The 22,590-nt window shown below is 69.7% G+C and carries 19 protein-coding genes and 1 riboswitch; of the genes, 16 read left to right on the top strand and 3 right to left on the bottom strand.

The genetic code is table 11. The annotated features are described in order from the left end of the window. Positions 1 to 17: 17 nt before the first annotated feature. Positions 18 to 4,703, bottom strand: coding sequence for an OmpL47-type beta-barrel domain-containing protein (locus EEJ31_RS02820; RefSeq protein WP_123044773.1), 4,686 nt, complete (start codon positions 4,701 to 4,703; stop codon positions 18 to 20). A 210-nt stretch (positions 4,704 to 4,913) separates the two neighbouring features. On the opposite strand from EEJ31_RS02820, the gene EEJ31_RS02815 reads away from it, so the two are divergent. After that, a complete protein-coding gene (locus EEJ31_RS02815) occupies positions 4,914 to 5,435 on the top strand; it encodes a PQ-loop repeat-containing protein (RefSeq protein WP_123044772.1) in 522 nt (173 codons plus the stop codon). Between the two features lie 133 nt (positions 5,436 to 5,568). Next, complete coding sequence (locus EEJ31_RS02810) at positions 5,569 to 6,060, top strand: hypothetical protein (protein WP_199727250.1); 492 nt, start codon at positions 5,569 to 5,571, stop codon at positions 6,058 to 6,060. 108 nt (positions 6,061 to 6,168) lie between these two features. On the opposite strand, the gene EEJ31_RS02805 is transcribed toward EEJ31_RS02810, so the two are convergent. Next, complete coding sequence (locus EEJ31_RS02805; protein WP_123044771.1) at positions 6,169 to 6,816, bottom strand: trimeric intracellular cation channel family protein; 648 nt, start codon at positions 6,814 to 6,816, stop codon at positions 6,169 to 6,171. 86 nt (positions 6,817 to 6,902) lie between these two features. On the opposite strand from EEJ31_RS02805, the gene EEJ31_RS02800 reads away from it, so the two are divergent. Further along, positions 6,903 to 8,348 (top strand): MFS transporter, encoded by a 1,446-nt coding sequence (locus EEJ31_RS02800; protein WP_233563693.1) that lies wholly within the window; start codon positions 6,903 to 6,905, stop codon positions 8,346 to 8,348. A gap of 396 nt (positions 8,349 to 8,744) precedes the next feature. On the opposite strand, the gene EEJ31_RS02795 is transcribed toward EEJ31_RS02800, so the two are convergent. Continuing rightward, positions 8,745 to 9,731: a GlxA family transcriptional regulator gene (locus tag EEJ31_RS02795; RefSeq protein WP_123044770.1), complete on the bottom strand. Its 987-nt coding sequence runs from the start codon at positions 9,729 to 9,731 to the stop codon at positions 8,745 to 8,747. A gap of 185 nt (positions 9,732 to 9,916) precedes the next feature. On the opposite strand from EEJ31_RS02795, the gene EEJ31_RS02790 reads away from it, so the two are divergent. The 13 genes from EEJ31_RS02790 (at position 9,917) to EEJ31_RS02730 (ending at position 22,575) form a co-directional block, all read left to right on the top strand. Continuing rightward, positions 9,917 to 10,507 carry an HhH-GPD-type base excision DNA repair protein gene (locus EEJ31_RS02790; protein WP_123044769.1) on the top strand — a complete coding sequence of 197 codons (591 nt, stop codon included), beginning with the start codon at positions 9,917 to 9,919 and terminating at the stop codon, positions 10,505 to 10,507. Positions 10,508 to 10,651: 144 nt separating this feature from the next. Further along, the gene (gene msrA, locus EEJ31_RS02785) at positions 10,652 to 11,170 is read left to right on the top strand and encodes a peptide-methionine (S)-S-oxide reductase MsrA (RefSeq protein WP_123044866.1); all 519 of its coding nucleotides are present in this window, start codon (positions 10,652 to 10,654) and stop codon (positions 11,168 to 11,170) included. Positions 11,171 to 11,240: 70 nt separating this feature from the next. Further along, a complete protein-coding gene (locus tag EEJ31_RS02780) occupies positions 11,241 to 12,605 on the top strand; it encodes a TrkH family potassium uptake protein (RefSeq protein WP_233563692.1) in 1,365 nt (454 codons plus the stop codon). Beyond that, entirely contained in the window at positions 12,598 to 13,293 is a 696-nt protein-coding gene (locus tag EEJ31_RS02775) for a potassium channel family protein (protein WP_233563691.1), read from the top strand. The genes EEJ31_RS02780 and EEJ31_RS02775 overlap by 8 nt, the downstream gene beginning before the upstream one ends. Positions 13,294 to 13,458: 165 nt before the next feature. Next, positions 13,459 to 14,283, top strand: coding sequence for an amino acid ABC transporter substrate-binding protein (locus EEJ31_RS02770; RefSeq protein WP_123044767.1), 825 nt, complete (start codon positions 13,459 to 13,461; stop codon positions 14,281 to 14,283). A gap of 28 nt (positions 14,284 to 14,311) precedes the next feature. After that, positions 14,312 to 14,980, top strand: a complete 669-nt coding sequence (locus EEJ31_RS02765) for an amino acid ABC transporter permease (protein ID WP_123044766.1) — start codon at positions 14,312 to 14,314, stop codon at positions 14,978 to 14,980. Next, positions 14,967 to 15,737: an amino acid ABC transporter ATP-binding protein gene (locus tag EEJ31_RS02760; RefSeq protein WP_123044765.1), complete on the top strand. Its 771-nt coding sequence runs from the start codon at positions 14,967 to 14,969 to the stop codon at positions 15,735 to 15,737. Before EEJ31_RS02765 ends, EEJ31_RS02760 begins: the two co-directional genes overlap by 14 nt. 45 nt (positions 15,738 to 15,782) lie before the next feature. Further along, positions 15,783 to 16,421, top strand: coding sequence for a TetR/AcrR family transcriptional regulator (locus tag EEJ31_RS02755; protein ID WP_158603883.1), 639 nt, complete (start codon positions 15,783 to 15,785; stop codon positions 16,419 to 16,421). Positions 16,422 to 16,446: 25 nt separating this feature from the next. Continuing rightward, positions 16,447 to 18,105 carry an MDR family MFS transporter gene (locus EEJ31_RS02750; protein WP_233563690.1) on the top strand — a complete coding sequence of 553 codons (1,659 nt, stop codon included), beginning with the start codon at positions 16,447 to 16,449 and terminating at the stop codon, positions 18,103 to 18,105. A 138-nt stretch (positions 18,106 to 18,243) separates the two neighbouring features. Further along, a riboswitch (cyclic di-GMP riboswitch) is annotated at positions 18,244 to 18,318 on the top strand. 282 nt (positions 18,319 to 18,600) lie between these two features. Next, complete coding sequence (locus EEJ31_RS02745) at positions 18,601 to 20,889, top strand: putative bifunctional diguanylate cyclase/phosphodiesterase (protein ID WP_123044762.1); 2,289 nt, start codon at positions 18,601 to 18,603, stop codon at positions 20,887 to 20,889. After that, positions 20,886 to 21,188 (top strand): hypothetical protein, encoded by a 303-nt coding sequence (locus EEJ31_RS02740; RefSeq protein WP_123044761.1) that lies wholly within the window; start codon positions 20,886 to 20,888, stop codon positions 21,186 to 21,188. Before EEJ31_RS02745 ends, EEJ31_RS02740 begins: the two co-directional genes overlap by 4 nt. A gap of 64 nt (positions 21,189 to 21,252) precedes the next feature. Beyond that, positions 21,253 to 21,429, top strand: coding sequence for a DUF1059 domain-containing protein (locus tag EEJ31_RS02735; protein ID WP_123044864.1), 177 nt, complete (start codon positions 21,253 to 21,255; stop codon positions 21,427 to 21,429). 48 nt (positions 21,430 to 21,477) lie between these two features. Beyond that, entirely contained in the window at positions 21,478 to 22,575 is a 1,098-nt protein-coding gene (locus EEJ31_RS02730) for an EAL domain-containing protein (protein WP_123044760.1), read from the top strand. The last annotated feature ends 15 nt before the right edge of the window (positions 22,576 to 22,590 follow it).

The raw sequence follows: 22,590 nt of genomic DNA, 5'->3' as shown, positions 1-22,590 counted from the left end.
GCGCGGCCGGCCGTCGGTCAGCGCAGCCCGATGTTGACGTAGTAGGTCTGTCCGTCATCGAGGGTCACCCCGATCCGCCAGTAGTTGCCGCTCGCGTTGCCGGTCTTCCAGTTGTACTGGTACTGCCGGGCGGTCGCGTCGTACTTGTAGGTGCTGCCGCTGTCGGCTGCGGTCGGGTACACCGACTCGTCCACCGGGGCGCTCATGGCCGCGCCCTTGACCGGCGTCACCCAGGCCGGCGCGGAGGCGGCCTGCACGACGCTCCCGCTCGCGTTCTTGAGCTGGAACTTCACCGGCACGTTGCTGCCGGCCTTGAAGACGCTCGTCGAGACACCTACCTGGTGTGCGGTGTCGTTGATCGGCTGCAGGAAGCCGTCGAAACGGTAGATCACGGTGAAGGTTCCGGTGATCACGGCGGTGTTGCCGGCCTTGTCGGCCGCTGTGGCCGAGTAGGTGAAGGTGCCGACTCCATTGGCGTTGCCGCCAGCGACCGTCACCGTGCAGGAGACAACGCCCGAGAAACTGTCGGTCGCCGAGCAGCCGGCCGCCGGGACGGCGCCGAGCGTGTAGATGGCGCCGGCCACGTTCACGTCCTTCGTGGTCAGCGTCGGCTTCTCCCGGTCGATGCGGATGCCGTCGACCACCGCCTCGGCCGTGTTGCCCGCGTTGTCGGTCGCCGTGCCGCTGGCCGTGTTGGCGCCGTTCGCGGTGAGAACCATGGGGTCGGGGCAGGTCGCGATGCCCGACAGGCCGTCGGCGCAGGTGAACGTCACCGTGACAGGCCCGTTGTACCAGCCGCTCGCGGTCAGGGTTCCGCTCGTCACGGCGCCGGTGATGCGCGGCGCCGTCTTGTCGAGTCTGACGGTGACGGCGTCCGTGCCCACGTTCCCGGCGGTGTCCTTCGCCGTGCCGGTGACGACCCGGCCCGAGGTCTCGGTGGACACTGTGACCGGTGCGGTGACCTTCACGACGCCGGAGCCCTTGTCGTCATCCTTCGCCGTGAAGGTCACGGTGACGTCCGCCTTGTTCCACTCGGCGGCGTTGGGCTTCGGGGACAGGGCGTGGTCGACGGTCGGGGCGATGTTGTCCCACTTGAGGGCCACACCGTTCGCGCTCTCGACGTTGCCGGCCTTGTCGACCGCGTAATACCGCACGCTGCCGGCGCCGCTGCCGGTGAGCGGAACCGCGACCGTCGCCGTTGTTCCCGGCGCCACCTGCTCGGTGCCGCCGTCGACGCTGTAGTGGATCTCCTTCACCCCCGACAGCCCGGCCTGGTCCGTCGCCGTCAGCAGCACGGTGGCCGTGTCGCCGGTGCAGAAGTCGTTCACGGCCGAGCATGTGTTGTTGCTCGTCGTGCTGGGCGCAGTGCCGTCGATGTTGATGCCGGAGACGGTGGCGCCCGCGCTCGCGTTGCCCGCGACATCCGTCGCCGGGTCGCTGGTGACGCTCTGGTTCGCGCCGTCGCCCGCGACCAGCCGGCTGGTCGGGCAGCTCGCGACGCCGGAGAGCGCGTCGGTGCAGGTGAAGTTCACCGTGACGTCGCTCGTGAACCAGCCCGCGCCGTTGGGGCGCTGCACCGGGGCGCCGGTGATGGTCGGGGCGGTGCGGTCGATCTTCACGCCCGAGACCCTGGCCTCGGCGCTGATGTTGCCGGCGTTGTCGGTGATGGTCACCGGGCCGGCGCCCAGGTTCGCACCCTCGCCGGTGATCAGGCTCGGGCCGGGCTGGGAGGCGGCGTCGATACCCGACAGGCCGTCGTCGCCCACCCAGGTGACGGGCACATCGTCGTTGTGCCAGCCGGCGCCGTTGCCGTCGGCGGGGACGCCGGTGAGCGTCGGCTTGGTCTGGTCGATATTGACCGGCCCGTAACTGGTGCTGCTGCGGTTGCCCGCAACGTCCACGGCGTCGCCGCGCACGCTCTGGCCGGCACCGTCGTTGCTGAGCACGGCGTCGCCGGCGCAGCCCGCCACCCCGGACGGCAGGCCCGAGCCCACGTCGTCACAGCTGAAGGTGACGGCGACGTCGGTGTTGTTCCAGCCGCGGCCGTTGGCGGCCGGGCGCGCCGCACCCGAGATCGTCGGGGCGTCGGTGTCGACGTTCACGGCGACGGTGTTGGTGCTCTCGCGCGCCTCGCGGTTGTCTGCGAGGTCGACGCTCCAGTAGCTGATGGTGTGCGTGCCCGTCGAGAGATCGGCGGTGAACGGGCGGCCGTAGACCTGGGGGGCGCCGCCGTCGATCGTGTAATAGGTGGCGGCGACGCCGGAGCCGGCGTCGGCCGCGTCGAAGGCGACCGGGATGCCGCTTGTCACGAACCAGCCGGTGGCGGGGGTCGTCGGGTCGACCAGGGTGGTCGTCGGGGCCACCGTGTCGACCTTCACCGTGAGCGGCGCACCGGCCGTCTCCATGTTGCCTGCTGCGTCGATGCTCCAGAACACGATGCGGTGCACGCCATCGGCGCTGAGCGTGAACGGGCCCTTGTAGGTCTGCGGGTCGCCGCCGTCGATCGTGTAACGGGTGGTCACGGTTTCGGAGAGATTGTCGCTGCCGGCGAGGGTAACCGGAACCGCGGCGCCGTGCCATCCGCTGGCCAGCGCGGCGGGGACATCCGCTGTGGTGGTGGGCGCGGAGCGGTCGATGCGGATGCCGCTGACGGTCTTCGTGGTGACGTTGCCGGCCCGGTCGGTGCAGCTGGCGGTCGCAGACAGGTTGTCGCCCTCACCGGTCACGACGTCGTCGGCGGGCTGGTCGGCAGGACCGGACAACACGTCGGTGCAGGTCCACGCCACGGTCACGTCGTCGGTGTGCCAGCCGTCCGGCACGGTCGCCGTGAGTGTGGGCGGCGTCTTGTCGATGTTGATGCCGGTCACGCCCGCGGTGGCGGCGTTGCCGGCCGCGTCGGTGGCGGTGGCGCTGGCCGCCTGACCCGCGCCCTCGCCCAGGGTGTCGTTGTCCGGCGCTCGGGTAACGCCGGACACGTCATCGGTCGCCGTGTAGGTCACGGTGACGTCGTCGTTGTACCAGCCGGCGGCGTTCCGCACACCGGAGGCCACGGCGCTGATGCTCGGCGCCGTCTTGTCGATCCGCACGCTCACGCTGTCGGTGGCGGTATTGCCGGCGCCGTCGGTCGCGGTGCCGTTCACCGTGCGGGTGCCCTCGGCGCTGGTGGTCACCGGGGCGGTGCAGTCGGCGACGCCGGAGCCGCCCTGGTCGGTGCAGGTGAAGGTCACGGTGACGTCGGTGTTGGTCCAGGCGCCATCCCGGTAGCTGGTCGGGGTGAATTCGTGGCCGATGCCCGGGGCGGCGCGGTCGATGCGCACCTGGGCGCTCTGCGTGGCTTCGGCGTTGCCGGCCTTGTCGACGCTGCGGAAGGTGATGGTGTGGTCGCCGTCGTCGGTGAGGGTGAAGCGGCTGCCGGCCTGCGTGGCGCCGCCGTCGACGGTGTACTCGGTGCGGGCGACACCGGAGAGGTTGTCGGTGGCCGAGAGCTCGACGGTGACGGAGCCGTTCACCCAGCTGTTCGACGCGCCCGTGATGCTCGTGGCCGGCGCGGTGCGGTCGATGTTCACGGCGGTGCTGGTGGCGGTGGTCGACAGACCCGCACCGTTTGCGACCGTCGTCGTGCTGGTGAGCCCGGCGCCCTCGCCCGTGATAACGGTGTCGGCGACGGATGCGGGGATGCCGGATTCGGGGTCGGCCGCGCTCCAGCGCACGGTGACGTCGCCGGAGTACCAGCCGCCGCTGCCCGGCGCCATGGTGGGAGCGCCGCTGAGCGTGGGGGCCGTGGTGTCGCCCGCCGCGACGGTGACGGAGGTCTTCGCGACGTTGCCCGCGGCATCCGTTGCCGTGCCGCCGACGGTGGTGCCGGGCTGGACGGTCTTCACGTTGGTGGTCGCGCCGTCGGCGAGGCAGCTGCTGATCCCGGAGCCCGAGCCCGGGTCGGCGCAGGTGAAGGTGACGGTGGTGGTGCCGTCGGCGTTCTTGGCCTGGCTGCCGGTGATCGTGGGCGCCGATTTGTCGATGCGCACCGTGACGGAACCCGTGCCGGTGTTGCCGAGCCGGTCGGTGGCCGTGGAGGTGCGGGTCACCGTGCCGTTGGCCGACTCGGTGGAACCGGACGGCGTGGGACCGCTCGCCACGCCGGAGCCGGCGTCGGCGGCGGTCCAGGCCACCGTGGTCGTGGCCTTGTTCCAGCCGGCGCCGTTCGCCACCGGCGTGAGGGCGGCCGTGACGGTCGGGCCGGTGTTGTCGAGCGTGTAGCTGCCCTGCAGCGACCGAGACGGCCCCGTGCACGCGTCGTTCTTGTTGAACGAGGCGGCGGCGAGGGCCGTGATGCCCTGCGCACCGTCGCCCGTGCCCGCCGTCGTGGTGAACGTCCACACGGACTTCGCCGTCGCCGACGTCTGGTGGCCGGCGAAGGCGCCGGACACATCGACGCACTTGGTGTCGCTCGACGTGGTCACCGTCAGTGTCACGGCCGCGCCGTTCTTGGCGTAGAGCGTGCCGGCGACCGACACGGTACCGGCGCCGCCGGAGAAGCTCGTGCCGGTGACGTCGGCCGCCAGGGCGGCCGGGGCGTTCACACCGCCCACGATCACGGCCAGGACGGCCGCCAGGGCGGTCCAGGCCAGGCGCCTGCTCGGGTGCAGGGCGCCGCGCGCGGAAGCCGGCTGGTCGGGGAGTGAACGGGCGGGCAAGGCGTTCATCGGGTGTCCTTTTGTTGCTGCATGGCGCACAAGGCGGCGGGTCCACGTCTGACGGTAAATGCGGCGGTGCACCGGCGACTAGGGCCGACGCGTTCAAATGTCTGAACACCGGCCGATTCGTGTCTTATGATTTCCCTGACATCACCGATGCCCTCGCACCACCCGTCCCTTGGGGCTCTCCCGCGGACCGTTAGAAAGATCAGCTCGCCCGTGGACATCACCGGTCTCCTCACCAACGGCATCGGCTTCGTCGCCACCCTGTTCTCGATCGTCATGTGGATGCCGCAGGCGCGCATCACCTGGCGCAATCGAAACGACGCGGTGCGGCTCGCCGGGGTCTCCGAGACGACGCAATGGCTCTCGATGATCGGCTACCTGCTCTGGGGCGTCTTCGGCATGCTGATCGGCTCGTTCTGGGTCGCCGCGCCGAGCGTGGTGAGCTTCCCGCTGTCGCTCGCCACCATCGTGGTGGTGAGGCGGGCCCGGCGCATGTCGGTGCCGGCGGCATCCGTTTCGATCATCAGCATGTCGGAGCCGCTGTCGGAGACCAACCCGACGGATGCCGTGCCGATCCTCACCACCGGATCCATTCCGGTCATCGCCGCCGGCAGCGACCACTCGACCGTCACGGTGCCGATCCTCTCGTCGCCCGCGACCCCCGACACCGCCGGCGCGCCGCGCCATGTCGCCGACGAACGCACCCCGACGACGCCCGTTCCGGTCCTCGCATAGCGGCACGGCATCGCCGCTTCGCCGGCGGTTGTGCCCCTGTCGGCGCCCGGCACGGCGTGGGTATCATGCGGAAGGGGGGCGGCGCCCGGCGCCAGCAGATCGACGACATCGACGAACAGGCTGGAGACACCACATGCTTTCGACAGGCACGACCGACGCACCCACGCTGGCCACTCGCGTGCTCGGCGGCCTCGCCGCCGGCGCCGCGGCGACGACCGCGCTGAACCTCGCGACCTACCTCGACATGACGGTGCGCGGCCGGCCGGCGAGCCAGATGCCCGCCAAGACCGCCGCCGACCTCGCCCACAAGGCCGGGATCGACCTGGGCGAGGGGTCCACCGCCGACAACCGCAAGACCGGCCTCGGCGCCGTGATGGGCATCGCGACGGGCATCACCGTCGGCGTCGGTTATGCCCTGCTCATCGGTGGCCGGCGGCCGCCGCTGGCCCTGGCCGGCGCAGGGATCGGCCTCGGCGCGATGGCCATGGGCGACGGCCCGATGACCATGCTGGGCCTCACCGACCCGCGCAGCTGGAAGCCGGTCGAGTGGGCGGCGGACATCGTGCCGCACCTCGTCTTCGGACTGGTGGCGGCCTCGACCTACCGGCGATTCCGCAACCGCTGACCGCGGCGGCCGCAGGCACCGTTCAGGCGGCGCCCGGGCCGAGCCAGGCGAGCGCGGCGACCACTGCGGCGGCGGTTCCCGTTGTGAGGGTCGGCTCCATCACCCGACTCAGCCTGAGGGCCGACGGATGCGTACCTCTGTTGGGAGAATCCACCGGTAACGCCGGGCCAGCAATGAGAGCCCGGCGCCGCTCAGGAGCGCGGCCGCCGACCCGATGGCCGGCAGCCCGAGTTCGCTGAAGATCACCATGACGACGCTGGCGAGCACGGCACTCGTGGCGTAGAGCGTGTTGCCGCCGAAGATGGACGGCACGCGCAACAGGAAGACGTCACGCACCATTCCGCCGCCCACGGCGGTGATGACGCCGAGCATCACGGCCGGAAGCCACCCGAGGTCCGCCTCCAGCGCCTTCTGCGCGCCGACGGCGGCCCAGCATCCGACGGCCAGCGCGTCGATGAGCGTGAGCACGCGGTGGGTCCAGCGCCCCCGGATGTGCACCACGAACGCGATGGCGGCACCTGTGACGGCCAGGATCAGGTAGTACGGGTCGGTGAGGGCCACGGGCGTTCCGCGCTGCAGCAGGGTGTCGCGGATCATCCCGCCGCCGAGGCCCGACAGAATCGCCAGGCAGACGAACCCGACGAGATCGAGTTTGGCGCTGCGCGCCGCGATGCCCCCGAGGGTGGCGTTGCCGAGGACACCGGCGAGGTCGACCACCCGGATGACGTCGTTCACGGTCTCGGTGGGGTCGGTCACGATGCCACGATACTCGTCGCCGCACCGTGGCCGGCGTGCGCCGCAGGCCTGTTTCCGCCGCGTGATCCGGGGTTAGTGTCGATGAAGTGAGCACGCCTGAACTCCCCGCCGACGACGCGCCGGATCCCCGCCGCTGGCGGGTGCTCGCGGTGCTCATCGTGGCGCTGTTCATGTCGCTTGTCGGCGTGAGCATCGTCAACGTCGCCCTGCCGTCGATCCAGTCGGCACTCGACGCCACCCAGTCCCAGCTGCAGTGGGTGCTCTCCGGCTACGCCCTCACCTTCGGTGTCGGCCTGGTCGCCGCCGGGCGCGCGGGCGACATCTTCGGCCGTGGCCCGCTCTTCATCGCCGGCGTGGCGTTGTTCACGGCGTCATCGATCGCCGCGGGGCTGGCTCCCGACCCGCTGTCGCTCAACATCGCGCGCGCCGTGCAGGGAATCGGCTCGGGCCTCCTGAGTCCGCAGGCCGTCGGCATGATCCAGCACTACTTCCGCGGAGCGGAACGGGGCAGGGCCTTCGGCATCTTCGGCAGTGCCGTGGGCGTGTCCGTCGCGGTCGGGCCGCTCCTCGGCGGCCTGCTCATCGAGGCCGCCGGGCCGGAGCAGGGGTGGCGGTGGACCTTCCTCATCAACATCCCGGTCGGCGTCATCGCCATCATCCTCGCCTGGGTGTGGATCCCGCGTCCGCTGTTCAACCGGCACCTCCCCGACGGCCCCGGCCTCCCGCGCCCCCGCCACGACCTGGACCCGGTGGGGGCCGTGCTGCTCGGCCTCGCGGTGCTCGCCGTCCTCCTCCCGTTCGTCGAGGCGGAGAGCCACCCGGCCGTCTGGTTCGCGCTCCCGCTCGGCATCCTCCTGGTGGCGCTGTGGCTCTGGTGGGAACGCCGGTACAAGGAGCGCGGCAACAGCCCCATGGTCGACCTCGCCATCTTCCGCACACCGAGCTTTGCCAACGGATCCCTGTTGATCACCTTGTATTTCATGGGTGTCACCAGCGTCTGGGTCCTGGTGGCCCTCTACATGCAGGACGGCCTGGACCACAGCGCGTTCGAGTCGGGCTTTGTCGGCCTGCCCAGCTCGGTTCTCGCAGCCGTCACCGCGCTCTGGAGCGGTCGCAATGTCGCCCGGCTCGGCCGAAAGGTCGTCATCGCCGGCATGTACAGTGCCATCCTGGGGCTGCTGCTGAGCATCCTCGTGGTCTGGCTGCACGCCGGCGGCCACGCCAGCGAATGGTGGCTGCTGCTCTCCCTCTCCTTCGTCGGCATCGCCCAGGGCTCGGTGATCAGCCCCAACCAGACGCTCACTCTCGCCGACGTTCCGCTGCGCTACGCGGGCAGCTCAGGCGGGATCATGCAGACCGGGCAGCGGATCGGGACGTCCGTCGGCATTGCCGTCATCACCGCGGTGACGTTCGGCGTTCTGAGCGCATCGAACTGGACAGTCGCCTTCAGCACCGGGTTCGCCGTGATCATCGTGGTCGTGATGCTCGCCCTGCTGATCGCCTACGCCGACCTGCGCCAGCGCCGCCGCTGAGCGGTTTCGCGGCGAGGAACGACGGATGCCGGAAAGGAGTCGCTCAGCAGCAGGCCTCGCCTCCGCAGGGTACGACCGAGGGCAGCGGACGCGGATGCGTCGTCCACCGTGTGACGAGCACCCGGCGGGCCCGCTGGAGGGCCGCCCTGGCGCGCCGCGAGGCTGGGGGATGCGACTCCGACCGCTCACGGGCGACGCGCCTGCGCTCGAGCAGCAGGGCATACCGGCGTTCCTCTGCCTCACGAAGCGAGGGAAACAGGGAGGGGTGGATGTACATGGCCGTGCTTTCGTTCGTGAACGGATGGGACACGACCAACGTTAGGGACGCTCCCACCCCACGACCAGTGGCAGGAATAACGCGCTTCGCGCATATTCTGCCACAGCTCGGCCGGCGGTTCAGAGCGCCCCGGCCGCTGACCGATTCGTCCGTTCCCGCCCTCGGAAAAGGCGGCGGTACGCAGCGGGACTGGTTCCCAGGGCTCGCTGGAAGTGGTGGCGGAGTAGGACTGCCTGCCCGAAGCCGGAGAGGCGAGCGACCTCGTCCACGCTCGCCTCGGTGTCTTCGAGGAGGCTTCTGGCCCTGAGGAGTCGTTGCGAGACCACCCACGCGGCCGGCGTGGCCCCGGTCTCGGCCTTGAACCGCCGCGCGAAGTTCCGTTCTGACATGTGCATCCGGTCAGCGAGTTCCGCGACGCCGAGGTCTTGGGTGAGGTGGCCGGACATCCAACTGAGCAGCGGGCCCATGCCGGCGTCGCCCGGGGCGTGGACCGGGCGGTCGATGAATTGCAGCTGGCCGCCCTCCCGGTGCGGAGGAACCACCATGCCCCTCGCGATCGCCGACGCAGCCTTGGTGCCGAACTCGCTTCGAATGAGATGGAGGCAGGCGTCGATGCCGGCGGCCGTGCCCGCACTGGTGATGATGTTGCCGTCTTCCACGTAGAGCACGTTCTCGTCCACCTCGATGAGCGGGAAGTCGGCAGCCATCCGCTGTGAGTGCATCCAGTGCGTCGTCGCGCGCCGCCCGTCGAGGATGCCGGCGGCGGCGAGCGTCAGCGCCCCCTCGCAGACCGAGAGGATGCGACCGCCCCGGGCATCCGTCTCGCGCAATAGGTCGATCACGGGCTGTGGCGGCGGTGACGCGGTGTGGAACGGGGCCATGACGAGGAGGTCGACGCCGCGGGCGGCCGAGAGGTCATGCTCGACCGACACCGAGAAGCCGGCACTGGTCGGCAGCAGCCCCGGCTCCGGTGTGCACACCCGGAAGTCGAACGCGGGAAGTCCCACACCGAGGCCGGAGCGGTCGAGGGCGAAGACCTCGCAGACCACGCCGAACTCGAACGGCGAGAGTCCGGGTAGGACTATGACGGCGACAGAAGTGATCACCCGGCCAGTGTGGCAGATAATGAGCGCTTATGATCAAGTCTGCCAGCAGTGTCCTGCGGCGTCGTTTGCGGAAACGACGTGGGGGAGTCGGTGCGGGACATCGTCATCGACGGCGCTCCGCGACGCCGTCGACCGGCACGGCGACGCGGCGTCAGTGGTCTCGCCCGGAATGAGAGAATGCCGACATGACGATGTACCTCACCGGCGACCCGGCCGCCGACGCCCTGCTCGCCGAGGACGATCTCGCCCTGCTGCTCGGGATGCTCCTGGACCAGCAGGTCACCATGGAGTCCGCGTTCGCCGGACCCGCCAAGATCCGGGACCGCACCGGCTCGCTCGATGCCGCGGCGATCGCCGAGTATGAGCCCGAGGCGTTCGTGGCGGTCTTCCGCGAGGCGCCCGCGGTCCACCGCTTTCCCGGCTCGATGGCCGCCCGGGTGCAGGCCGTCTGCCAGGCGGTGCGGGACGACTGGCACGACGACGCCACCGCGATCTGGACCGAGGGCGACCCCGACGGCGCGGAAGTGCTGCGCAGGCTGAAATCACTGCCCGGCTTCGGCGAGCAGAAGGCCCGCATCTTCCTGGCCCTGCTCGGCAAACAGCGGGCGCTCGCGGCGCCCGGCTGGCGCGAGGCATCCGCCCCATACGGCGAGGAGGGCAGCCTGATGTCGGTGGCCGACATCGTCGACCCGGAGTCGCTCGCCCGCGTGCGGGAGGCGAAGAAGGCGGCGAAGGCGGCGGCGAAGGCCGCACCGCGCCCCAAGACAGCGAACTGAGGCCGGGGTCATCGGGCGCCGCGGAACACCTGCAGGACAAACGCACAGCCGCCGTGCAGGATGTGTGGAACACCCGGCACCACAATGGGGTTGTACCCGACGCGGGCTGAGCTGCTCAGCCCGGACGAGACGAAGGAGACCATGATGACCGCTGCAACGGAAACGGCAATTCTCGCCGGAGGCTGCTTCTGGGGCGCGCAGCAGTTGCTGCGCCGGCGTCCGGGCGTGATCTCGACCCGGGTCGGCTACTCAGGCGGGGAGACGCCGAACGCGACGTATCGCCACCACGGCAATCACGCCGAATCCGTCGAGATCGTGTTCGACCCCGAGCAGATCTCGTTCCGCGACCTGCTCGAGTTCTTCTTCCAGATCCACGACCCGTCGACGAAGAACCGGCAGGGCAACGATATCGGCGCCAGCTACCGGTCGGCCATCTTCTACACCAGCGACGAGCAGAAGCGCGTGGCGGAAGAGACCATCGCCGATGTCGACGCTTCCGGCCTCTGGCCCGGCAAGGTCGTGACCGAGGTCGCCCCTGCCGGGGACTTCTGGGAGGCCGAAGAGGAGCACCAGGACTACCTCGAGAAGTACCCGAACGGCTACACGTGCCACTTCGTGCGACCGGGCTGGAAGCTGCCCCACCGCGTCGGCTCCGCCAGCTGAGTTCTCGGCGAGCCCAGCCGTGAGAGATTGATTGGGGGAATGGCGGCTCACACCCGTGTAATGTTGCGCCGTGCTCGGTCTCCGTAACACCAGCCGTCTTACACGGCCGACCCTCCGTCTCCATCCCGCGCAGGTCATTCTCGCCGGTTTCCTTGCCGCGATCGTCGTGGGCACCGGGCTGCTGATGCTGCCCATGGCGAAATCGGGCCCGGGCGGCGCCCCCCTGATCGACGCGCTGTTCACCGCGGTTTCCTCCGTCTGCGTGACCGGGCTCGTCGTGGTCGACACCCCCACCTACTGGACCGGCTTCGGCGAGGCCGTCATCCTGGTGCTCATCCAGGTCGGCGGGTTCGGCGTGATGACCCTGGCCTCCGTGATCGGCCTGGCCGTGATCAGGCGGATGTCGCTGCGGTCCAAGCTCACGACATCCGTCGAGGTGAAGAGTGCCGGGCTCGAAGACATCGGCGTGCTGCTGCTCGGGGTGGTGCGCGTCTCGTTCGTGATCGAAGCCGCGGTGATGCTGCTGCTCACGGCGCGGTTCTGGCTCGGTTACGGGCGGCCGCTGCCCGAGGCCGCCTGGCTCGGTCTCTTCCACGCGGTGTCGTCGTTCAACAACGCCGGGTTCGCGCTCTTCAGCGACAACATCGTGTCGTACGCGACCGACCCGTTCATCTGCCTCCCGCTGTGCGCGGCGACGATCATCGGCGGTCTCGGGTTCCCGGTCATCAACCAGCTGCGCAAGCACGCCCACAACCCGCTCCGATGGACAATGAACACCCGGCTGGTGCTGTGGGGGACCGTTACGCTGCTGACCCTCGGCACGCTCTACATCACGGTGCTGGAATGGAGCAACCCGCAGACGCTCGGGCCGCTCGACTGGCCGTCGAAGATCCTGGTCGGCTTCTTCCAGTCGGTGCAGACGCGCACCTCGGGCTTCAACAGCGTCGACATCGGCCAGCTCGACGGCGCCACCCTGCTCGGCATGGACATCCTGATGTTCATCGGCGGCGGCCCGGCCGGCACCGCCGGCGGCATCAAGATCACCACCTTCGCGGTGCTCTTCTTCATCATCCTCGCCGAGGTGCGTGGCGAAGCGGTCGTGAACGTGTTCGGCAAGCGCCTGTCGCGCGCCGTGCACCGCCAGGCCATCGCTGTCGCGCTGCTGTCGGTCGCCGTCGTCGTGGCCGCGACGGCCGGCATCATCCTCATGACCGACTACGACCTCGGGCCGAGTCTCTTCGAAGCGATCTCGGCCTTCGCCACGGTGGGCCTGTCCACGGGCATCACCCCCCACCTGCCGATCGGCGGCCAGCTCATCCTCATCGCCCTGATGATCGTCGGGCGGCTCGGCCCGACCACGTTCGCGACCGCCCTCGCATTGCGGGAGCGCCAGCTGTCCTACCAACTCCCCAAGGAAAGGCCGATCATTGGCTAAGTTTCACATGTTCGGGGGCGACCCCACGCGGGTCGCCGAAGCGAATTCGGTCGCGGTGATCGGCCTCGGCCGGTTCGGGCAGTCGCTGGCCCTGGAGCTGATGGCGAAAGGCACGGAGGTGCTCGGCATTGACGGCGATGAGGAGATCGTGCAGAGCCTCAACGGCCAGCTGACCCACGTCGTGATGGGCGACTCCACCAAGGAGCAGACCCTGCGACAGCTGGGGCTGCCCGAATTCGACCGCGTCGTGGTGGCCATCGGCAGCGACATCCAGGCCAGCATCCTCACGACCTCGCTCCTGCTGCGATTCGACATCGAGCACGTCTGGGCCAAGGCCGTGAGCGACGCGCACGGCACCATCCTCGAGCAGCTCGGGGTGAAGCACGTCATCTACCCGGAGAAGGACATGGGCAAGCGCGTGGCCCACCTCGTGCGCGGAGCCATGCAGGACTACATCGAGATCGGCGAGAACTTCGCGCTCGTCAAGACCCGCCCGGGCCAGGCGGTGATCGGCAAGCCACTCGGCGAGGCGCAGATCCGCTCGCGGTACGGCGTCACGATCACGGCCTACCGGCCCGCCGGCCAGGACTGGAACTACACCACGGCCGACACGGTGATCCAGGCGGACGACACCATCCTCGTCGCCGGGCCCACGCAGAAGGCGGAAGCGTTCAGCCAGCTCACCTAGGAGCGCGCCGCCGCGGGGGCGAGGCGTTCGACGGCTCGGCGAGAGCCGGCGCGCCCGAGACTTTGCCGGTAATGGGCGGTAACAGGAATACGGGCCGGAGCCGGGCGCTTGTTAGCCTGTGCAAGCTTTCGGCGGCCAGCCGGATCCGTTCACCAGAGGAGCACGATGAAGACCAGACTTGTTGCAGCAGGAGTACTCGCGGCGGTAGCCCTCGCCCTGACCGGGTGCTCCGCCGACAACGGGTCCGGCGCAGCGGATGCCGCGAGCTCGGCTCCCGCATCCGGCGACGCCCTCGCCGCGGTGAAGGACGCCGGCGTGCTGACGATCGGCACCGAGGGAACCTACCGCCCGTTCTCCTACCACGAGGGCGGCTCCGGCCCGCTGACCGGCTACGACGTGGAGGTCGCGCGCGCCGTGGCCGACAAGCTCGGCGTCAAGGCCGAGTTCAAGGAGACGCAGTGGGACGGCATCTTCGCGGGCCTCGAGGCCGGGCGCTTCGACACCATCGCGAACCAGGTGTCGATCACCCCGGAGCGCAAGGCGAAGTACGAGTTCTCCGAGCCGTACACCGTGTCCAAGGGCGTGATCGTCGTCAAGGACGACAACACCTCGATCGGCTCCTTCGCCGACCTGAAGGGCAAGACCACGGCGCAGTCACTCACCAGCAACTGGTACACGCTGGCGCAGGACAGCGGCGCCACCGTGCAGCCGGTCGAAGGATGGGCGCAGTCTGTGGCCCTCGTCGAACAGGGCCGCGTGGACGCGACGATCAACGACCAGCTCACCTACCTCGACTACAAGAAGCAGAAGGGGGCCGAGGGGCTGAAGGTGGCCGCGACCACCGATGATTCCTCCCAGAGCGCCTTCGCATTCGCCGAGGGCAGCAGTAGCCTCGTCGATGCAGTGAACAAGGCGTTGGACGAGTTGCGTGCGGACGGAACTCTGGCCAAGCTGTCCGAGAAGTACTTCGGAGCCGACGTCAGTAAATAGGCCGGCCGGCTGAGCAAGCGGGGAATCGATGAATCCAACCGGATGGGACCTGTTCCTCAGCTCCCTCTGGCCGATCATCGGCGGGGCCATCGCCGGCACCATCCCGCTCGCGGTGGTCTCGTTCGTCATCGGCCTGGCCATCGCCGTCGTCATAGCGCTCATGCGCCTGTCCAAGGTGCGCGCGGTGTCGGCCGTCGCCGGCGTCTACATCTCGATCGTGCGGGGAACCCCGCTCCTGGTGCAGTTGTTCGTGATCTTCTACGGGCTGCCTTCGATCGGCGTCGTGATCCCGCCATGGCCGAGCGCCGTGGTCGCCTTCTCGATCAACGTCGGCGGTTACGCCGCCGAGGTGATCCGGGCGGCGATCCTCTCGGTGCCCAAGGGGCAGTGGGAGGCCGCGTACATGATCGGGATGTCGCACGGGCGGGCCCTGACCCGCATCATCCTGCCCCAGGCCGCGCGCGTCTCGGTGCCTCCGTTGTCGAACACCTTCATCAGCCTGGTCAAGGACACGTCGCTGGCATCGCTGATCCTCGTCACCGACCTGTTCCGGCAGGCGCAGAAGGTCGCGGCATTCAGCCAGGAATTCATGCTGCTCTACCTGGAGGCCGCCTTGGTCTACTGGGTGATCTGCCTGGTGCTCTCGTCGGGCCAGGGACTGCTGGAGAAGCGATTGGACCGCTATGTCGCCCACTGACGCATCCGCCCTGCTCACCGTGCGCGGGCTCCAGAAGAGCTTCGGCGACAACTCAGTGCTCGCATCCATCGACGTCACCCTCGGCGCGGGCAATGTCCTGGCGCTGATCGGGCCGTCGGGCTCGGGAAAGACCACGCTGCTGCGCTGCCTGAACGGGCTCGAGCTGGCCGACGGTGGCACCATCGATGTGGCGGGGGAACGGCGCCTGGACTTCGGCTCGCCGGTCGGCAAGAAGGACCTGCTCGCCCTGCGCGACCAGTCCGCCATGGTGTTCCAGCACTACAACCTGTTCCCGCACAAGACTGTGCTCGAGAACGTCATCGAGGGTCCGGTTGTGGTGCAGAAACGGCCGCGTGCCGAAGCGGCCGCCGACGCTCTCGCGCTCCTGGAGCGCGTCGGACTCACCGAGAAGAAGAACGACTATCCCTTCGAACTCTCCGGCGGGCAACAGCAGCGGGTGGGTATCGTGCGGGCGCTCGCGCTGAAACCCCGGCTGCTGCTCTTCGACGAGCCCACGTCGGCCCTGGACCCCGAACTCGTCGGCGATGTGCTGGGGCTCATCAAGGAGCTCGCCGGCGAGGGGTGGAGCATGGTCATCGCCACCCACGAGCTCGAATTCGCCCGGGAGGTGGCGAACGAGGTGGCCTTCGTCGACGGCGGCGTGATCGTCGAGCGTGGCGACCCCGAGCAGATGCTGCGCCACCCGCGGGAGGAACGCACGCGCCAGTTCCTGCACCGGCTGCTCTTCCCGTTCTAGCCCCCGTTTCTGCACTGTCACCGAAACTGTGCAAGAATGCACTCTATGACGGATGGTGCAACGGGCGGGCTTCGTGAGCGACGGATGGCGGACACCCGCCGCCAGCTGAGCGACACCGCGCGGCGCCTGACCGCCGAGCGCGGACTGGCCGGCTTCACCGTCGAGGAGGTCTGTGAGCACGTCGGCGTATCCCGGCGCACCTTCTTCAACTACTTCCATTCCAAGGAGGAAGCCATCGTCGGCCACGCCGACGACATGCTCGACCAGGCAGCCCGCGACGCGTTCGTCGCCGGGGGAGGCGGTGAGCATGCCGGCCTCACACCCACCCTCCTCGACGACCTCGCGGCTCTCGCCGTCTCGCACGTCGAACTCGTCGCACACGACCCGGAGCAGATGCGCAGCCTCGCCGCGGCCATCGGCAAGGAGCCGCAGCTCCTCGGCGTGTTCATGCGCTCGGGCGCCGAGAACGAGCGGATGCTGCGTGAGCTGGTGACCCGCCGCGAAGGCCTGGCCGAGGACGACCCGGCCGCCGCCATGGCTGTTGTCGTCTTCCTGGCCGTCGTGCGCCACACCTCCCACCAGTTCTTCGCGGCCGGCAATGCGCATCCGTTCGCCGACCTGCTCCACGCCAACCTCGACGCCCTGCGAAGCGTCTTCGCCGCTGAGCGCCCCGCGCGCCCCTGACCCACCCCAAGCCAAGGAACAAACCGTGAACTCCTCACTCGGCACCATCGAGCCCGCCGCGCCCCAGCTGCTGCTGACCCAACGGCGTATCTGGATCATCTTCTCGGCGCTCATCGCCGGCATGGTGCTCTCGAGCCTCGATCAGACCATCGTCTCCACCGCCATGCCCACGATCGTCGGGCAGCTCGGCGGCGTCGAGCACCAGGCCTGGATCACGACGGCCTACCTGCTCGCCACCACCATCGTCATGCCGATCTACGGAAAGTTCGGTGACGTGCTCGGCCGGCGCACCCTGTTCCTGGTGGCGATCGCCCTGTTCACGGTGGCTTCGGTCGGCTGCGCCTTCGCGGGCGACTTCTGGGCGTTCGTCGTCTTCCGTTCCATCCAGGGCCTCGGCGGCGGCGGCCTGATGATCCTGTCGCAGGCGATCATCGCCGACGTCGTGCCGGCCTCCGAGCGCGGGAAGTACCTCGGCCCCCTCGGCGGCATCTTCGGGCTGTCGGCCGTCGGCGGCCCGCTCCTCGGCGGCTACTTCGTGGACCACCTCACCTGGCAGTGGGCGTTCTACATCAACATCCCGGTGGGCATCGCGGCGTTCGCCATCGCCTGGTTCGCGCTCACCCTGCCGAACAAGCGGGCCACGAGCCGTATCGACCTGGCCGGGGTGCTGCTGCTGTCCACGGCCACCGCGTGCCTGATCTTCTTCACCGACTTCGGCGGCAACGCCGGCCACGGCTGGGGCGCCGTCGAGACCTGGCTGTGGGGCGCCGGCCTGGTGGCCGCGGCATCCGCGTTCGTGTGGGTGGAATCCCGGGCCGAGGACCCGATCATCCCGCTCGGCCTGTTCCGCAATCGCATCTTCGTGAACGCCACCGCCATCGGATTCACCCTCGGCCTCGGCATGTTCGCCGCGATCGCCTTCGTCCCTACCTTCCTGCAGATGTCGTCCGGAACCTCGGCGGCGGTCTCGGGCCTGCTGATGCTGCCGATGATGGTCGGCCTCATGGGCACCTCGATCTGGTCGGGCATCACCATCAGCCGCACCGGGCGGTACAGGCTCTACCCCATCGTCGGTACCCTGGTGACGGCCGTCGCGATGCTCGCCATGACCACCCTCGCCGCCGACACCCCGATCTGGCTGATCTGCGTCTACCTGTTCGTCTTCGGCGCCGGTCTCGGCCTCATCATGCAGGTGGTCGTGCTCGTCGTGCAGAACGCGGTGGACCCGCGCATGATCGGCACCGCCACCAGCACGAACAACTACTTCCGCGAGGTCGGGGCGGCGCTCGGCGTCGCGATCTTCGGCGTGATCTTCACCAACCGGCTCTCCGACAACCTGATCTCGGTGTTCACCGCGGCGGGCGCCTCGGCCCAGGACGCCGGCGCCGCGACCGCGACGCTCGACCCGCAAACCATGAACGACCTGCCGGAGTCCGTGCGGCAGGGCATCGTCACCGCGTACGCCGACTCGCTGGCTCCGGTGTTCTGGTACCTGATCCCGTTCATCCTGCTGGCATTCCTGCTGGCGCTGTTCCTCAAGCAGATCCCGCTCTCGGACACGGCCGGGATGGTGGCGCGCGGCGAGGCGATCGGTGGCGAGGAGGCCGAAGCGCTCGAAGCGGCCATGCGGCCGAAGACGTCCCGGTCCGCGCGCGACACGGCCGCGCGCGAGACACGCGACTGAACCAACGGGCGGTGTCGTGCCCCTCACTGGGGGGAAGCGCCGCTGGATGCGTGCTCCTGTGTGCAGGTAGCGTGGGCGGTAAGCGGATTCCTCGACACGACGAAGAACCAGGCCGAGGCATCCGCGCTGCACCAACCTCATTGTAAATAGCAAACCCGGCGCAAGCCGGGGACGCAAAGCCACGGGACCCTCTGGGTTAGCCGGGTTGCCGAACCGAGAGAAGTAGCACCCATGCGTACTCACGCCACGGGACGCCCTGTGTCCGCCGATGCCCGAGGCATCGACGCGAACGCGCCAGGCCGAGCCCACATCACCGTCGTCACGTCCGCCGCCCAGGCCGTGATGGGCTCGCGCCTCTCCTGACGCCCACCCACCTTCACCCGCACTGCATGGCGGCCGCGCCGGCACTGCCGGTCGCGTAGCGACCCGGCCAGACGTCGGTCGACCGTTGCGGGCGAGGGCGGGGTCCGTCGGACCTGCCGAAGACACCACATCATGCGTACCTTGCGTGAGGGAAGCACACAGGCGATCGTCGCGCCCCTGACAGCGGATGTCGTGGCGCGCGCCGGCACCGACAAGCTGCGCGCCCTGCAGGGCGCCGCCGGTCTCCTGGTCAGCGCCGGGACGCTTGAGGACGTCCTCGACCGGATCGTCGCCGCCGTCGATGACGCGGTCCCCGCTCCCGGCCATGTCCTCGCCGTGCAACTGCCCGGCGGGTCGACGCACACGCGCTGGCGCGGAGACGCCGAGGCGGCCGCGGAAGCGCTCGTGAGCGGTCGACGGGAGGCCCTCGCCGAGGCCTGCGGCGGGAGGTTCCTGGCCGCGCCGGTCGCGTCACAGACCCGGACCTACGGCACCTTGGTCGCCCTCGCCCCGCAGCGCGGTCATTTCACCGCCGACGACGCCGCGATGCTCACCGCCTACGCCAACCATGCCGCCGCCGGCATCGAGATGAAGCTGTTGCTCGCGGAGGCACGCGAACAGTACGAGACGGCGCAGTTGCTGCTCGACGTCGCGCGGGCGCTGTCGGGACAATGCACCGTCGACGCGGTCTCCCAGGCCGTGGCGGAGGCGGCGCTCACGCTGTCCGGCGCCGATCGGTCCGGGGTGGCCCTGTGGGACACCGCGAGCGGTGAGCTGCGGTTCAACGCCTGGAGCGGATGGGACGGCGTCCTGGCCCGGAAGCTCGCTGACTTCGTGCTGATGGAGCACGAGAGTCCCGAATTGCGGGACCTCGTGGCGAACCGCTCTCCGCTGCTCATCAACGCCGACTCCTCCGAGTGGGCGCAGGGGATGCTCGAGCACTTCGAGCTGGAGGCATTGGCGGCCGTTCCCATCGTGGTGAACGGCGATCTCGGCGGCCTCGTCGTCGTGCATTGGGGGCAGGATGCCCCCAATGCTGTCGAGGAGGCCCTGTCGGAGCGGCTCTCCGGCCTTGCCGGCCTCACGTCCGTGGCGTTGGAGAACGCCCGGTTGATGGAAGAGGCTCGCTGGAAGAACCTTCACGACCCCCTCACGGGCCTGGCCAACCGCACCCTCTTCGAGGAGCGACTCCAGGCGGCCCTGTACGGCGCCGTCGACACCCGGGATGCCGTGGGCGTGCTGTTCTGCGACATCAACCGGTTCAAGCGGGTCAACGACAGCCTGGGGCACGGCGCGGGCGACGAGGTGCTGCGCCAGGTCGCTGCCCGGCTTCTCGCGGCGGTCGGCGACGACGAGACGGTGGCGCGCATCAGCGGCGACGAGTTCGTCATACTCGTTCCGGGCGCGGAGGTGCTCGACCGCATCGACGCCATCGTGGGCCGGGTGCGGGAGCAGCTGGCGCATCCGCTGCTCATCGCCGGCGAGAAGCTGTTCGTCGACGTCGCCATCGGCGTGGCCACCAGCGACGGCCCGTCGAGCGAGGAGGCCGGGGCCTTCGGCGAACCCACCAAGCGGATGATCGAGCTGGCCGACCTGCGCATGTACCAGTCCAAGGCCCGCATGCTCGGCCGGCTCGGGAACGAGGCGGTCGGCGTCGACACCCTCCGGCTGGAGACCGAGCTGCGCGGCGCGGCCGGCCGCGGCGAACTGCGCGTGCACTACCAGCCGCAGTTCGACCTCGGCACCGACCGGATCGTCGGCGTCGAGGCCCTCGTGCGGTGGGCGCACCCGGAGATCGGCATGATCTCCCCGGCGACGTTCATCCCCCTCGCCGAGGAATCCGGGCTGATCCGCGAGGTCGGCGCATTCGTGCTCGGCGAGGCCCTCCGCGTCGGGGCCGGCTGGCACGCCGTGGGCTTTCCCATCGACGTCGCCGTCAACGTCTCGGTGGCGCAGCTGAGCGACCCGGAGTTCCTCCCGCAGCTCAAGGGCGTCCTGGCCGATAGCCGCTTCCCCGCGGCGTCGCTCACGATCGAGCTCACCGAGAGCCAGGTCGTCACCGACCACACCGTCATCGCCGGGCTGCTCCGCGAACTGCGCGGGCTCGGCGTGGCGATCTCCATCGACGACTTCGGCACCGGGTTCTCATCGCTGGCACAGCTGCAACGGATGCCGGTAACCGAGATCAAGATCGACCAGGCCTTCACCGCGGAACTGACGAGCACGAGCACCTCGCCGTTCGTCTCCGGAATCGTGGGGCTGGGCCGCGGGCTCGCCCTGCGCGTGATCGCCGAGGGCGTGGAGACCGACGAGCAACTCCAGGCCCTGCGGCGCGCCGGATGCGATCGCGCCCAGGGCTACCTGCTCGGCCGCCCCACCGATGCCGCCACCATCCTGCACCGACTGAAGGAGTCAGCATGAGCACCGCACGCACTCTCACCGGCCGAGCCGGCGCGAAGGAACGAGCGAAGGCTGAACCGACGTGCGGCCGATGCGGCTACCGCACCCGACTGGTGCCGAACCCGTACTACGGCGCCGGGCTCGCCGTGCACCGTTACCTCCGGGTGTGCCGACGCTGCCCATGGACGGTCATCGTCAAGGAGAACCCGCTACCGCTCACGGTGCCCGTGAACGTGACCGAGGAGACCATCGACGACAAGCCGGTGCAGCAGCCGTCCCGGCGGTGGCCGTCGCTCTGGTCGCATCGCGAAGCCAGCTGACGCGGGGCGTATGCCCCCGAAGGTGGTGCATCGCGCGTGCGCCGGTTCCGCTAGTGTCTCGATCATGAAGTCATTTGCGTGCGGTGATGTCGTTCCGGGCTGCGAAGCCCGCTGGGTGTGCTCGACCGACGATGAGATCCTGTTCGAGGTGATGGCGCACGCCGCCTCTGTGCACGGCGTGACCGAGGTCCCGCCGTCGATGGCCGACGCGGTGCGCGGCGCCATCGTCCCGGTCTCCTAACCGGTGCCCCCGGCCCACGCGCCCGAAACCGGGCTCGACTGGCCGGGAATGCTCGATTCGGCGTGCTCGGGGGCGGGCGTCTCGAGCGTCTTCCAACCCATCGTCGACACGGCCCGTGGTTCCGTCGTCGGATACGAGGCGCTGGCCCGCTTCGACGGCTACCCGGAGCGCAACCCGGAGGCCTGGTTCGCCGCCGCCCGCCGGTACGGATGCGCCGAGCAGCTCGAGGTCGTCGCCCTGCGTTCGGCGCTCGCGGCACGCCCCGACCTGCCGCAGAACTGCTTCCTCACGGTGAACGTGTCACCCGACCTTCTTGTCACCGACAGCGTGCGCGCGATCTGGCGCGACCAGGGGGACCTGGGCGGACTGATCATCGAGCTCACCGAACAGACCCCGATCGAGTCATACCTGGCCCTGGAGCCCGATCTCAACCGGCTGCGCGCCGCCGGGGCGCTCATCGCCGTCGACGACGCGGGCGCCGGATACGCGGGCCTCGGACACCTGCTCGCGCTGCGACCGGCGCTGATCAAACTCGACCGCGCCCTCGTGCAGGACGTCGACCGTGATGAAGCCAAGCGGGCCCTCATCGAGATGATCGGCACGTTCGCGAGCCGCATCGACGCGTGGCTGCTCGCCGAGGGCGTCGAGCGCGTGGACGAGCTCGACACCCTCGTGCAGCTCGGCGTACCGCTTGTGCAGGGCTACTGCCTGGCCCGGCCCGCACCGGCCTGGGCGGGCATCGACCCGGATGTCGGTCTCCGGCTGGCCGCCCGGCTGGATCAGGGGCAGAAACTCACGATCCGCGACATCGTGGAGCGCGTTCCGACGGTGGCGGACACCGCCGAGGCATCCGCCGCCTTCGTCGCCGACCCGAACCTCGCATCCGTGGTGCTCATCGACCGGCATCACCGGCCGCTCGCGGTGCTCGAGAGCGACGCGTCGCACCTCGGCGTCACGAGCCCCGGCCTCCGAGCCAACCTCGACACCGGGATCGCCGACGCGCTGCGGCGGGCCCTCACGCGCGAGCGGGGCAGTCGCTTCGAGCCCGTGCTCGCCACAGACAACGCCGGGCGCTACGTGGGCCTTGTGCGCCTGGAGCGCATGATCGAGGCCGCCTTGGCGGCAAACGGCGCGCCCGGCGCCTGAGCGGGTCGCCGCGAG

The organism is Cryobacterium tepidiphilum, assembly GCF_003716325.1.
In the GTDB taxonomy this organism is placed as follows: domain Bacteria; phylum Actinomycetota; class Actinomycetes; order Actinomycetales; family Microbacteriaceae; genus Cryobacterium; species Cryobacterium tepidiphilum.
Note: the sequence above shows the minus strand (reverse complement) of the source record. Positions and strands in the feature narration are given on the sequence as shown.